The sequence below is a fragment of the Streptomyces sp. WM6372 genome, assembly GCF_001279655.1.
Taxonomy (GTDB): domain Bacteria; phylum Actinomycetota; class Actinomycetes; order Streptomycetales; family Streptomycetaceae; genus Streptomyces.
This window is the reverse complement of sequence record NZ_LGDB01000228.1, coordinates 1-13,088: the sequence shown is the minus strand read 5'-3', so window position 1 is coordinate 13,088 and position 13,088 is coordinate 1. Positions and strand designations below refer to the sequence as shown.

General features: G+C 74.8%; 10 protein-coding genes. 5 read left to right on the top strand and 5 right to left on the bottom strand.

The window, feature by feature from the left end; genetic code table 11:
• Positions 1 to 78: 78 nt before the first annotated feature.
• Complete coding sequence (locus ADK52_RS33585) at positions 79 to 831, bottom strand: TIGR03089 family protein (protein WP_053693653.1); 753 nt, start codon at positions 829 to 831, stop codon at positions 79 to 81.
• 139 nt (positions 832 to 970) lie between these two features.
• Between ADK52_RS33585 and ADK52_RS33580 the strand changes: the two genes are divergently transcribed.
• Positions 971 to 2,401, top strand: a complete 1,431-nt coding sequence (locus ADK52_RS33580) for a peptidoglycan recognition protein (RefSeq protein ID WP_053693671.1) — start codon at positions 971 to 973, stop codon at positions 2,399 to 2,401.
• 29 nt (positions 2,402 to 2,430) lie between these two features.
• Positions 2,431 to 3,486 (top strand): DNA-3-methyladenine glycosylase family protein, encoded by a 1,056-nt coding sequence (locus tag ADK52_RS33575; RefSeq protein ID WP_053693652.1) that lies wholly within the window; start codon positions 2,431 to 2,433, stop codon positions 3,484 to 3,486.
• A gap of 18 nt (positions 3,487 to 3,504) precedes the next feature.
• On the opposite strand, the gene ADK52_RS33570 is transcribed toward ADK52_RS33575, so the two are convergent.
• The 3 genes from ADK52_RS33570 to ADK52_RS33560 form a co-directional block, all read right to left on the bottom strand.
• On the bottom strand, positions 3,505 to 4,818 hold the full coding sequence (locus tag ADK52_RS33570) for a coenzyme F420-0:L-glutamate ligase (protein ID WP_053693651.1): 1,314 nt from the start codon (positions 4,816 to 4,818) through the stop codon (positions 3,505 to 3,507).
• Complete coding sequence (gene cofD / locus ADK52_RS33565; RefSeq protein WP_053693650.1) at positions 4,815 to 5,774, bottom strand: 2-phospho-L-lactate transferase; 960 nt, start codon at positions 5,772 to 5,774, stop codon at positions 4,815 to 4,817. Before cofD ends, ADK52_RS33570 begins: the two co-directional genes overlap by 4 nt.
• A gap of 84 nt (positions 5,775 to 5,858) precedes the next feature.
• On the bottom strand, positions 5,859 to 6,419 hold the full coding sequence (locus ADK52_RS33560) for a cysteine dioxygenase (protein WP_078988799.1): 561 nt from the start codon (positions 6,417 to 6,419) through the stop codon (positions 5,859 to 5,861).
• Between the two features lie 653 nt (positions 6,420 to 7,072).
• Between ADK52_RS33560 and ADK52_RS33555 the strand changes: the two genes are divergently transcribed.
• From ADK52_RS33555 to ADK52_RS33545, 3 genes are all read left to right on the top strand, one after another.
• On the top strand, positions 7,073 to 7,336 hold the full coding sequence (locus ADK52_RS33555; protein WP_003983763.1) for a WhiB family transcriptional regulator: 264 nt from the start codon (positions 7,073 to 7,075) through the stop codon (positions 7,334 to 7,336).
• A gap of 279 nt (positions 7,337 to 7,615) precedes the next feature.
• Positions 7,616 to 11,293, top strand: coding sequence for a glycosyltransferase family 2 protein (locus ADK52_RS33550; protein WP_053693649.1), 3,678 nt, complete (start codon positions 7,616 to 7,618; stop codon positions 11,291 to 11,293).
• Complete coding sequence (locus tag ADK52_RS33545; protein ID WP_053693648.1) at positions 11,290 to 12,768, top strand: DUF5719 family protein; 1,479 nt, start codon at positions 11,290 to 11,292, stop codon at positions 12,766 to 12,768. The genes ADK52_RS33550 and ADK52_RS33545 overlap by 4 nt, the downstream gene beginning before the upstream one ends.
• 33 nt (positions 12,769 to 12,801) lie before the next feature.
• On the opposite strand, the gene ADK52_RS33540 is transcribed toward ADK52_RS33545, so the two are convergent.
• On the bottom strand, positions 12,802 to 13,088 hold a 287-nt coding region (locus tag ADK52_RS33540), incomplete at its 5' end, for a metallopeptidase family protein (RefSeq protein ID WP_053693647.1).

Below are 13,088 nucleotides of genomic sequence, written 5' to 3'. Positions count from 1 at the left end.
TAGCCCATCCGCGTCAGCGCCCGCCCGACCCCCGAACGAGACGAGACCCACACCACTCGGCTCCTGCCGGGACCCGTCCTACTCGGCGGTGTGGGTGACGCGTTCGGATTCGATGCGCTGGGTCAGGGCTTCCGGGGCGAGGCGGTCCAGGTTGCGGCACAGGACCACGGAGCCGCCCGTGGCCAGCGAGGCGAACAGGCCGGCCGAGAGGCCGTCCCACGTGTCGTAGCCCCGGCCGGACAGCAGGCGGGAGCCCGCGGCGAGGCCGCGCTTGGCCGCGTCCTCGCGGGCGCGGTCGACGAGCTGCGCGTGCGTGAACTCCTCGCCGTCGACGATCAGCGCCGGACCGTCGGCTTCCACCGGGACGAAGGGGGCGAAGCGGTCGCCCTGGCCCGGTACCTCCACCGCGTAGTCCGCGAACCCGGCGGGCGGCTGCGGGAAGCGCCCGCCCAGCGGCCGCAGCGCGAGCGCCACGCGCTCGCCGTCGCACGCCAGGGCCTCCTCCAGGGTGTCCGGCCCGCTGACGACGAGATCGGCGTCGTCCGGGCGCCCGCCCACCGAGGCCACGACCCCGACCGAGTCGCAGGCGAGCAGCCACACGGCGCTCTGCCAGTGCGCGGGGAGCAGCAGTGCGAGCCGGTCGCCGGGCTCGGCACCCAGGTCGCCCTGGAGCAGATTGGCGGTCTTGGCCACCCAATTGGCGAAAGTGGCGACGGACAATTCGACGCGTTCGCCCGTGGCGTCGTCGTAGAACGTGACGAGGGGGCGGCCCGGATCGGCGGCGAGCGCGGATCGCAGCAGGTCGGCAGGGGTGCGGTCAGTGGCGTTCACCCGCCCCAGCCTACGCGGGACCCTCGCCCGTACGGAGGGCGTCGGCTCCTCCGTACGGGCGAGGGACGCGCGGGCCGGATCGGACGGGCCGTCAGTTCTCCGATGGCGCTTCGTGGTGACTGTGCTCAGCATCGCTTTCATGCGTGGATTCCTTGCTTCCTCGATCGGTGTCGCGACGGCTGCCGCCCTGGCGGCCCTGCCGCTCGCGCTCTCCACTCCGGCCCTGGCCGCGCCTTCGCAGGGCGCGGCCGCCGCCCCCGTCGCCCCCGCCGGGTCCACCCAGTCGCTGCCGCTCGCCCCCCTGGGTACCGCGGCCGACCGGTCGCCCGGCGTCCCCGGCATGAGCACCTCGCCGCGGCTGCCCGAGACCCGGGGGCTGCCGCCGCGCGAGGTCAAGAGGTTCTCGCTGGTCGGCGTCGTCTGGGACGACGCGAGCACCCAGCTGTTCGGCCGGGTCCAGGTCCGCACCCGCACGGTGGCGACCGGGACCTGGTCCGACTGGCAGGACATCGAGACCCACAACGGCGAACACGCCCCCGACCTCGGCACCCTGGAGAGCGGATCCGGCCGGGTCCGCGGCAGCACCGCCCCCCTGTGGGTCGGCGACTCCGACGGCATCGAGGTCCGCGTCCAGGCGGAACCCGGAGCCGCGGCCACCCGCGCGGGCGCCCGGCTCCCGTCGGGCATGCGGATCGAACTCGTCGACCCGGGCGCGACGGACCCGGTGACGGTGGTCGACGCCAAGAACGGCTCCTCCGGCACCGCCGACGAGCCCGAGGGCGACGACAAGGGCGACGTGGTGGCCCTGCCGGGCATGACCATCGAGACGGCGGAGTCCTCGTCCGCCAACGTCCCGCTCGCCGCGCTCGGCGCGAAGGAGATCACCGCGCTCGACAAGGCCGACTCCACCGCCGACGCCGTCCTCGCCAGCGAGGGCACCCTGAGCGCGGCGGCCCGCCCGTACATCGGCCCGCGACCGCGGATCGTGACGCGGCTGGGCTGGGGAGCGGACGAGTCCCTGCGCGAGTCGGGCTTCGTCTACACGAGCACCGTCAAGGCGGCCTTCGTCCACCACAGCGCCTCCGGGAACAACTACGCCTGCAAGGACGCCCCGGCGGTGCTGCGCAGCCTGTACCGCTACCACGTGGTGAGCAGCGGCTGGCGCGACCTCGGCTACAACTTCGCCGTCGACAAGTGCGGCACGGTGTACGAGGGCCGGGCGGGCGGAGTCGCCAAGGCGGTGCTCGGCGCGCACACCATGGGGTTCAACACGGACAGCATGGGCGTCGCGGTGCTCGGCACCTACACCAGCACCGCCCCGCCGGCGGCCGCCGTGAAGGCGGTGGCGCAGCTCACGGCGTGGAAGCTGGGGCTGTTCAACAGGGACCCGCGGGCGAAGACCACCCTGAAGTCGGGCGGCGGCAACCGCTTCAAGAAGGGCACGAACGTCAAGCTGAACGTGATCTCGGGCCACCGCGACGGCTTCGCCACCGAATGCCCGGGCAAGCTCCTCTACGCGCAGCTGCCGCCCACCCGCACGTCGTCGGCGAAGCTCCAGGGCCGCCCCTAGAAGGCGTCCCGCAGGGCTACGCTCAAGGCATGGCCGGCCGCTTCGACCCCCTCACCCGCACCGCCGTCCGCGGCGGCCGCACCGCCGCGCCCGCCGCCGCCCCACCGCGGCCGGACGGCGGCCCGCCCCCGGCCGGACCCGCGGCGGAGCACGCCACGGGCGACACCACCGGGGCCGGGGCCCTGGTCCGGCAGTGGGCTCCCGGGCGGCCGGTGGACCTCGGGCTCACGCTCGGGCCGCTGCGCCGCGGCCCGGGCGACCCCACCTTCCGCACCACCCCCGACGGCTCCGTCTGGAAGACCAGCCGGACCCCCCAGGGCCCGGCCACCCTCCGCGTCACCGCCGACCCCGCCACCGCCACCGTCCACGCCGAAGCCTGGGGACCCGGCGCCGCCTGGATGCTCGACGCGCTCCCGGCCCTGCTCGGCGACGGCGACGACCCCGCCGCCTTCGTCCCCCGCCACCGCCTCGTCCACGCCAGCCACCGCAGCCGCCCGGGGCTGCGCCTCACCCGTACCGGACTGGTCCTCGAATCCCTGATCCCGGTCGTCCTGGAGCAGAAGGTCACCTCCGACGAGGCCTACCGCTCCTGGCGCCGCCTGGTGCGCCGCTACGGGGAGCCCGCCCCCGGGCCCCAGGAGCTGTACGTGGTGCCCGACGCCCGCACCTGGGCGCTGATCCCCTCCTGGGGCTGGCACCAGGCCGGGGTGGACATGAAGCGGTCGTCGACCATCGTGCGCGCCGCCCGGGTCGCGCCCCGGCTGGAGGAGGCGGCCGCGATGGAGCTCCCGCGGGCCGCCGCCCGGCTGGAGGCCGTTCCCGGCATCGGCCCGTGGACCTCCGCCGAGACGCTCCAGCGCAGCAACGGCGACGCCGACGCCGTCACCACCGGTGACCTGCACCTGCCCGGCATCATCGGCTACGCGCTCACGGGCGAGCGGGACGCCGACGACGAGCGGATGCTGGAGCTGCTGGCCCCGTACGCGGGCCAGCGCCACCGCGCCGCCCGCCTGATCCTCCTCGCGGGCCGCGTCCCGCCCCGCCGCGCCCCGCGCATGTACCGCAGCGACATCGCCCGCTTCTAGTGCTGTGACCGGGGGCGTCTACCGGACCTCGATGAACTCCTCGGCCGACCGCGCGGGCCGCTCCGCAGGAGCCGCCGCGGCATGGCCCACCGCCACCGCCCCCATCGGGTCCCAGCCCTCCGGCAGCCCGAGCACCTTGCGCACCACGTCCCGGCAGAACATCGTCGAGGACACCCACGCCGAGCCCAGCCGCTCCCCGGCCAGCGCGACCAGGAAGTTCTGCACGCCCGCGCCCATCGCGACCACGAACATCTCCCGCTCCGCCGCATCGCGCCGGGCGTGCCCGTAGTCGTGCGCCCCGTCCGTCACCATGCACGGGACGACCAGGTACGGGGCACCCCGCAGGACGTCGCCCCGCCGGACCCGCTTCGCGATGGACTCCTCGGACTTGCCGTCCCGCCGCAGGTCCTCGACCCAGGCGTCGCGCATCGCGTCCAGCAGCTCCAGCCGCGCCCCGGCCGACTCCAGCAGGACGAACCGCCACGGCGTCGTGTGGTGCGGAGCCGGGGCGGTCACCGCCGCGGCCACCGCGCGGCGCACCGCGCCCGGGTCCACCGGCTCGTCCGTGAAGGCCCGTACGGTGCGCCGCTGCGTCACGGCTTCCCGTACCGCCTCCGAGGTGCCCAGCCGGAACATGTCGTCGGCCGGCGCCCGCACCAGGTCGGCCGCCGTCGAACCCCCGCCGAGCAGGTGCCCCAGCCCGCGTACGACGGCCACCGGCAGCCCGGCCGCCTTGCCCTTGACCAGGTCCCCGGCCGCGGCCAGCTCGTCCGCCGTCGCCACTATCGTCGCGCTCAGCGGATTGCCCCGGTCGTCCGTACCGCCGCGCAGGTCGTCCAGGACCCGCACCCCGGCCGAGCCGATCGCCACGTCCGTGAGCCCGGAGCGCCAGGGCCGTCCGAAGGTGTCGGTCACGATGACGCCGACGTCGACGCCGAGCAGCTCGCGCAGCCCGGCGCGGATCGCGGCGGCCGACGCGTCGGAGTCCTCGGGCAGCAGCAGCACGGTGCCCGGCTCGGTGTTCGAGGCGTCGACGCCGGCCGCCGCCATGACGAGCCCCTGCCGGTTCTCGACGATCCGCAGGGCGCCCCGGCGCGCGACGACCCGTACGGTCTCGGCGTCAATGGCGTCCTCGCGGGACTCGGCGCGGACGATCCGGCCCTCCGCCTTGGAGACGATCTTCGAGGTGACCAGGAGGACGTCCCCGTCCCGCAGGGCGGGACCGGCCGCCGCGATCAGCCGCGCCAGGTCGTCGCCGGGGCGGACCTCCGGGATCCCGGCGACGGCGCGCACCTCGTACGAGGGGACGGGGGACGCGGCGGTGACGCTCACCGGGAGGCCTCCGCCAGCGCCAGCGCGGCCCGGGCCATCTCGGTGGTGGCGGCCAGGTCGGTCATCATCAGCGGCACCGCGCGGCAGGCGATCCCGGCGGCCTCCACCTCGGCGACCGCGTCGGCGTCGGAGGTGTCCACGAGCCAGCCGTCGAGCAGTCCGGCGCCGTAGTGCCGGGCGACGGCCGCGGCGGTGGACTCGACGCCGACGGCGGCGAGCACCTTGTCGGCCATCCCGCGCACGGGCGCGCCCCCGACGATGGGGGAGAGGCCGACGACGGGCGCCCCGGCGGCCGCCACGGCCTCGCGGATGCCGGGCACGGCGAGGATGGTGCCGATCGAGACGACCGGGTTGGACGGGGGGAAGACGATCAGGTCGGCGGCCGCGATGGCCTCCAGCACGCCGGGCGCGGGCTTGGCCTGCTCGGCGCCGACGGGTACGACGGCCTCGGCGTCGAGCGAGGCGCGCAGCCGGACCCAGTACTCCTGGAAGTGGATGACGCGGCGCTCGCCGGTCTCGGGGTCGGTGACCGCGACGTGCGTTTCGACGCGGTCGTCGGACATGGGCAGCAGCCGGACCCCGGGCTGCCAGCGGTCGCAGAGCGCCTCGGTGACGGCGCTCAGCGGGTAGCCCGCGCCGAGCATCTGCGTACGGACGATGTGGGTGGCGAAGTCGCGGTCGCCGAGGCCGAACCAGTCGGGGCCGACCCCGTACGCCGCGAGCTCCTCCTTGACGGTGAAGGACTCGTCGGTGCGGCCCCAGCCCTGGTCCTCGTTGATGCCACCGCCGAGGGTGTACATCACCGTGTCCAGATCGGGGCACACCTTCAGCCCGAACAGGTGAATGTCGTCACCGGTGTTGCCGATGACGGTGATGTCCGCGTCGGGGACGGCGGCCCCCAGGCCGCGGAGGAAGCGGGCGCCGCCGATGCCGCCGGCCAGAACAACAATGCGCATGCGGACAGTCTGTCAGTCAGCCGCGGGCTGTCGTTGGGGGGTGGCGGTCGGGCGGCGGGCGGGAGTGTCGGGGCGCGCGCGGGATCAGACGGAGAGGGCCTCGGACCGGGCCGGGGAGCAGCTGTGCATCGGCATCTCGGTCAGGCCCGGGAAGTAGACGTGCAGGCTGACGGCTCCGTCGAGGGCGTCGTTGACGACCTCGTGGGCGTAGCCGGGGGCGAAGACGCGCTGGGCGCCGGCGCCGAGGGTGAGCGGTCCGCGCCGCGGGCCGTGCTCGGTGAGCTCGCCGTCGAGGACGGTCATGACGCCGGAGGAGGCGCCGTGGTCGTGGCGGCCGCTGCCCTGGCCCGGGACCCAGCTGAGCAGCCAGACCTCGTAGCCGGGGCCCGTGCGCAGCCGGTGGTACCAGCGGGTGGTGGCGTCGTACTCGACCAGGTGTTCCCACTCGGCGCGGTTCGCGGCGATGGACCGGGCGAGGCCGACGAACTCGGCGACGGTGGCCGGGTGTTCGCGGGCGGGCTGGAGGAGGTGCTGGACGGAGAGGATGTCGCCGGCGATCTGGAGGTCGCTCTCGACGGCGACGGGCGCGGCGACGGGCGTGGTGGCGGGAGCGGTGAGGGGGGTGCTGAGCGGCGTGCTGTTCATCGGTGGGGGTGTCCTCGACGGATGTCAGTCGTGCTGGCGGTCGCTGTGGGGGTGGCCGGAGCTCAAGGGAGCCGAGGCTCCGGAGACATCAACAGCTGCAACAGCGACAGCGAACCTGGACAGCACTCAGGAACCCACGAATGGGGGTCCGGGCGGCGGTCGAGGTCACTGACATGGGGACAAGGAGACCGGGTCGAAGGCCCGACTGTCAACCCAATGCCTCGTATGGCCGCAAAAGTTTCATCTGATCCGGTTGCCGTGCTGGAAGAAAGGTTTGTGCAAGCCGATGCAGGGGAGGTGGCGCTCCACATCCCGCCGCTGCCACACCAGCCCCCGCCCAAACCCGACGCGCCGCCCCGTGATCGAAATGTGATCTGCGCCGCTTCTTTGGCTTGATCGCAACCGCACTGCGGAGTGGCACGTCGATTGCGGGTGAACACCGGGCCCGTGGAGCACCGGATGCATGTGTCACGATTTTTGGCGATATGAACACTTTCTGCATACGCTTGGTTCCGCAGAGTGAATAAGGGGCCCAATAGCAGATCTCGGCTTGACTGGCCGGGAGCGGCCCACTTGTAATTTCACTCGTGTCGTTACGTAGCGATGAGTAACGACAACACCACGGGGACGCACAGACAGAGCGAGGGGCGCACATGACCGAGCTGTTTCAGGAACTGCTGGTCGAGGAGGCGGACGAAGAGCTCGGATGGCAGGAGCGCGCTCTGTGCGCCCAGACCGACCCCGAGTCCTTCTTTCCCGAGAAGGGCGGCTCCACCCGCGAGGCCAAGAAGGTCTGCCTCGCCTGCGAAGTCCGCTCCGAATGCCTTGAGTACGCACTCGCCAACGACGAACGGTTCGGCATCTGGGGCGGCCTCTCCGAGCGCGAACGCCGACGGCTGAAAAAGGCCGCCGTCTGAGCACGCAGCGCAACGCGGCGCAACGCACGGCAACGCACGGCCGTACGCGGCCCATCGCGCAGCCCGCAGTGCGGAACACCGCGCGGAACAGCACGCAGAACAGAGCAACGAGCAGAGCAAACGGTCCGCCTCCTGCACCTTCCCCGCAGGAGGCGGACCGCTGTGTTTCCAGCCGTTAGTGTGGGGCGCTGTCCAGCAGCCTCCGGGAGCACACCACCCCCGGATCCACTCCCCGGACCGCGTCCGGGGGGACCCCCAGGCCGGAGGGCCAGTAGAGCGATGTCCCTGCACAGCCAGTCGACGGCCTCCCACCAGGCTGCCGCCACACCCGAGTTCCCCCGGCACGTCGTCACCGCGGTCCTCGTCGCCCACGACGGCGCCCGCTGGCTGCCCAAAACGCTCGCCGGCCTCCTGGGCCAGGAACGCCCCGCCCAGAGCCACGTCGCCGCCGACACCGGCAGCGCCGACGACTCCGCGCGCCTGCTCGGCGAGGCCCTCGGCGAGGACCGCGTCCTCCACCTCGCCCGCCGCACCGGCTTCGGCGCCGCCGTCGACGAAGCCACCCGCAGCGCCGGCACCCTGACCGCCGAGGACCTGCCGTACCTCAAGCGCCCCAGCGGCTGGGACCCCGTCAGCCGCACCTGGCGCGACGACGCCTACGACATCCCCGAACTCCCCCACGGCGAACCCGTCCAGTGGCTCTGGCTGCTCCACGACGACAGCGCCCCCGAGCCCGACGCCCTCACCGAACTGCTCCGCGTCGCCGACGAGAACCCCGACGCCGCCGTCATCGGCCCCAAGCTGCGCGGCTGGTACGACAAGAAGCAGCTCCTCGAAGCCGGCGTCACCATCGCCCGCAGCGGCCGCCGCTGGACCGGCCTCGACCGCCGCGAACAGGACCAGGGCCAGCACGACCAGGTCCGCCCCGTCCTCTCCGTCTCCACCGCCGGCATGCTCGTACGCCGCGACGTGTACGAAGCCCTCGGCGGCTTCGACCGCCGCCTGCCGCTCATGCGCGACGACGTCGACCTCTGCTGGCGCGCCCAGAGCGCCGGCCACACCGTCCTCGTCGCCCCCGACGCAGTCCTGCGCCACGCCGAGGCCGCCGCCCGCGAGCGCCGCACCGTCGACTGCGCCGGACGTACGAGCTCCAGCCCGCACCGCGTCGACAAGGCCGGCGCCGTCTACACGGTCCTCGCCAACAGCTCCGGCCCCGCCCTGCCGTACGTCCTGCTGCGCCTGCTCGTCGGCACCGTGCTCCGCACCCTCGCCTACCTCATCGGCAAGGCCCCCGGCCAGGCCGTCGACGAGATCACCGGCCTCCTCGCCACCCTGCTGCGCCCCGGCCGGATCCTCGGCGCCCGCCGCAGACGCGGCCGCCCCGCCGTACCCGCCAAGGAACTGCGCCCCCTCTTCCCGCCCCCGGGCGCGAGCGTGCGGGCCAACGCCGAACAGCTCGCCGGCTACTTCGGCGCCGACCGCGACACCGACACGGCCGCCGTCGGCCGGCACGGCGGAGCCGTCGAATCCGGCCCCGGCGGCGACGACGCCGACTACCTGGAGATCGAACAGTTCGCGCGCCTGAAGCGGATCGCCCGCAACCCCGCGCCCGTCCTCTTCGCCCTCCTCCTGCTCGTCTCCGTCATCGCCTGCCGCGCCCTGCTCGGCGGCGGCTCCCTCATGGGCGGCGCCCTGCTGCCCGCCCCCGACAGCGGACTCGCCCTCTGGCGGGCCTACACCGACGACTGGCAGCCCGTCGCCGCCGGCTCCACCGCCGGAGCACCCCCCTACCTCGCCGTCCTCGGCGCCTTCGCCACCGTGCTGTTCGGCTCCACCAGCGCCGCGCTGACCCTGCTGCTCGTCTGCTCGGTCCCGCTCGCCGGGCTCACCGCGTACTTCGCCTCCCGGCCGCTCGTCGAATCCCGGCTGCTGCGCGCCTGGGCCGCCGTCGCCTACGCCTTCCTGCCCGCCGTCACCGGCGCCCTGGCCGGCGGCCGCCTCGGCACCGCCGTCCTCGCGATCCTGCTGCCGCTCATCGCCCGCTCCGCCGTCGCCGCCTTCGGCTTCGGCGCCGGGGGAGCGGGCGAGGAGCGGGCCGGCTGGCGCCCGGTGTGGACGTACACCCTCCTGCTGACCCTGGCCACCGCCTTCACCCCCGTCGTCTGGCCGCTCGCCGCCGTCCTCGGGACCGCCGCCCTCGTGTCCCCCTGGCTTCGCCGGGGGGACCCCCAGCGCCGCGCCGAGTGGAAGACGTACGGCCTGCGGCTGCTCGCCACGCTCGCCGTCCCGCTCCTCGTGCTCGCCCCCTGGTCGCTGAGCCTGCTCACGCACCCCGACCGGCTCCTGCGCGAGGCCGGCCTGCCGTACGGCTCCGGCTCGGCCACCGCCCTGGACCTGCTCGGCATCAGCCCCGGCGGCCCCCGGACCGCCGGCGGCCTGCTGCTCATCGGCATCGTGCTCGCCGCCCTGGCCGCCCTGCTGCGCGGCGAGCGGCAGTTCGCCGTCCGCACCGCCTGGGCCGCCGCCCTCGCCGCGCTGCTGCTGGCCGTGGTCGTCAACCGCACCGGCTGGGCCGGGCCCGCCACCCTCCTCTACGGACTGGCCCTGCTCGCCGCCGCCGTCGTCGGCGCCGAGGGCGCCAAGGAGCGGGTCGCCGCCAGCAGCTTCGGCTGGCGCCAGCCGCTCGCCGCCCTGATCGCGCTCGCCGCGGCAGCCGGCCCGCTGCTCGGCGCGGCCGGCTGGATGATCAGCGGCGCCGACGGCCCGCTGGAGCGGCGCGACCCGGTCCAGGTCCCCGCGTTCGTCGCCGAGGAGAGCGGCACCCGCGACCAGGCCCGCACCCTCGTCCTCGGCGGCGCCTCGCCCGCCACCGTCTCGTACACCCTGGTCCGCGGCTCCGGCGGCCGCCTCGGCGACGCCGAACTCGCCGCCGCGGCCGGCAGCAGCCCGCAGCTCGACAAGGTCGTCTCCAGCCTCGTCGCCGGCTCCGGCGCCGACCAGAGCGACCAGCTCAGCGGGTTCGCGGTCCGCTACATCCTGGTCCGCGACGGCGCCCCGCAGCAGATGCGCAAGGTCCTCGACGCCACCCCGGGCCTCAGCCGCCTCAGCCAGCTCGACGGCAGCGCCCTGTGGCGGGTGGACCGCCAGGTCGCCCGCGCCGCCATCCTCTCCGGCAAGCCGGGCGAGGCGCCCATCCCGGTCGCCTCCGGACCCGTCGAGGTCCACACCAAGATCCCGGCGGGCGAGGCGGGTCGCGTGCTGCGCATCGCCGACCGGGCGGCCCCCGGCTGGCAGGCCACCCTCGACGGCAAGCCCCTCAAGACCAAGACCCTCGACGGCTGGGCCCAGGGCTTCGAACTGCCCGCCGCCGGCGGCCGCCTCGACCTCGTCCACGCGGACGCGCTGACCCGGACCGTCTGGCACTGGGCCCAGGGCCTGCTCGCCCTCGTCCTGCTCGTGATGGCCCTGCCGGGCCGCCGGGCACGCCTCGACGACGACCTGCCGGAGGAGGAGGCCGAGGCCGCCGACCGGTCCGCCGCGGGCGAGGCCGGCGAGGGCCGCCGGGCCCGCCGGCTGCGCGCGGAGGCGCAGTCGGCGGCGGCCGCTCCGGCCGCCGCCGAGGAGCCCTCGGGCGCGGTCGCCGACCCGTACGCGCAGATCCCGGCGCAGCCGGTGTACGGGGAGGACGCGTACGCGTACCAGGCGTACGGCGACCAGGGCTACGCGTACGAGCAGCAGCCCCAGCAGCCCCAGCAGCCCCAGCAGCCGTACGTGCCCGCGCCCGCCCAGGCCCCCGGGTACGAGCAGTACCCGTACCCGCAGCAGCAGGGCTACGAGGACCCGCAGGCGTATCCGCAGCAGGAGCCACGGCAGCCGTACCCCTACCCGCCGTACGAGCAGCCGTACGACACCTACGGACAGCACGAGCAGCGTCCGGACGGGAGCCCCCAGCAGTGAAGCAGCGCGCACCCCTGACGCTCGCGGCGGTGGCCGCGGCCCTGGCGGCCGTCACCGGCGTCGGCTACCTCACGGCCCCCGCCGCCCCGGCCGCCGACGCCAAACCCGCGGCCGCCGCCCGGATGCCGGTGGAGCGTTCCGCGCTGGTCTGCCCGGCGCCCAGCTCCTCGGACATCGCGGAGACCACGTACACGGCGGTCACCCCCGGCGCCGCCGGGGGCGGCAAGGGCGCGGCCCGCCTCCTCGGCGCGACCAAGGAGGCCAAGCCGGTGCTGGAGCTCAAGGAGCGCGGCAAGCCGGCCGGGACCACCGCCTCCGGCGCCGGGGCGCCCGCGCTGACGGGCGTCGCCGACGGGATCCTGGCCCCCGGCTGGACCGCACAGCAGACCACGAAGGTCACGGTCGGCCGGGCGCGCGGCGTCCTGGGCGTCGGCTGCACCACGCCCGGCACCGACTTCTGGTTCCCCGGCGCGAGCACGGCCAAGGGGCGCGAGGACTACGTGCACCTCACCAACCCGGACGACACCGCGGCCGTGATCGACATCAAGATGTTCGGCCCGGACGGGGCGGTCAAGTCCGACGGCGGCACCGGCGAGAACATCCGGATCGACCCCAAGTCCACCAAGGCCGTCTCGCTGGCCTCGCTGGCCCCCGGCATGCAGCTCCCGGACGTCACCGCCCATGTGACGACCCGTGCGGGCCGGGTCGGCGCCTCCGTGCAGGTCGGGGAGGAGGGGGTGGGCGCCGACTGGCTGTCGGCCTCCGCCGACCCGGCGGGCTCGCTCGTGCTGCCCGGGATCCCCGCGGACGCCACCTCCGTACGGCTGGTGGCCTTCGCACCGGGCGAGGAGGACGCGGACCTCACCCTCAAGCTGGCCGGGCCGAACGGCTCGATCAGCCCGGCGGACAACGAGCAGCTGCACCTCAAGGGCGGTATGACCGCGAGCGTCGACCTCAAGGACGTGACCCGCGGCGAGGCGGGCTCGCTGGTCCTGGTCCCGGCGAACGGCAAGAAGGCCGTACCGGTGGTGGCCGCCGTACGCGTGGTCCGCGGCAGCGGCGCCAAGCAGGAGCTGGCCTTCGTCCCGGCGGCCGGGCCGGTCGGGACGCGGGCCACGGTCGCCGACGACCGGGCCGACGAGAACGCGACGGTCCTCTCGCTGACGGTGGCGGGAGGCACGGACGCGAAGGTCAAGGTGACGGCCTCGGCGGGCACGGAGGCCGGGGAGCCGGCCTCGAAGGAGTTCACGGTCAAGGCGGGCACGACGCAGGCGGTGTCGCTGGCCCCGGCGGGGGCCAAGGGCGCCTACGCACTGACGGTCGAGACGGTCTCCGGCGGGCCCGTGTACGCGGCCCGGACGCTGACCCTGCCGCACGAAGGGATCCCGATGTTCACGATCCAGCCGCTGTCGGACGACCACGCGATGGTCTCGGTCCCCAAGGCCGCCCAGGACCTCACGGTCCTGACCGACTAGCGAGCCGTACGAGAGGTACGGCCGGACCGCCCGTCAGTCCTGGCCGTACCGCGGGTCCACCGTCTCCGGGGACAGCCCCAGCAGCTCCGCCACCTGCTCCACCACGATCTCGTGCACCAGCAGCGCCCGCTCGTCCCGGCTCTTCGTCCGGATCTCCACCGGCCGCCGGAACACCACGACCCGGGCCGGCCGCCCCTGGCCGTCCGCCTCCGACAGCGCCCCGAGCGGCACCGCCTCGTCGTTCCAGCCCGTGTCCGGGCCGCCCGGCGGCCCCGGCACGTCCGCGACCACGAACTCCACCTCCGCCAGCTGCGGGAACC

What these genes read in the sequence shown, in the direction of transcription:
- ADK52_RS33575 (WP_053693652.1), top strand. Translation starts at nt 2,431, where the DNA reads ATGGCCGGCCGCTTCGACCCCCTCACCCGCACCGCCGTCCGCGGCGGC.
- ADK52_RS33555 (WP_003983763.1), top strand. Translation starts at nt 7,073, where the DNA reads ATGACCGAGCTGTTTCAGGAACTGCTGGTCGAGGAGGCGGACGAAGAG.
- ADK52_RS33560 (WP_078988799.1), bottom strand. Translation starts at nt 6,419, where the DNA reads ATGAACAGCACGCCGCTCAGCACCCCCCTCACCGCTCCCGCCACCACG.
- ADK52_RS33550 (WP_053693649.1), top strand. Translation starts at nt 7,616, where the DNA reads ATGTCCCTGCACAGCCAGTCGACGGCCTCCCACCAGGCTGCCGCCACA.
- ADK52_RS33580 (WP_053693671.1), top strand. Translation starts at nt 971, where the DNA reads ATGCGTGGATTCCTTGCTTCCTCGATCGGTGTCGCGACGGCTGCCGCC.
- cofD (WP_053693650.1), bottom strand. Translation starts at nt 5,774, where the DNA reads ATGCGCATTGTTGTTCTGGCCGGCGGCATCGGCGGCGCCCGCTTCCTC.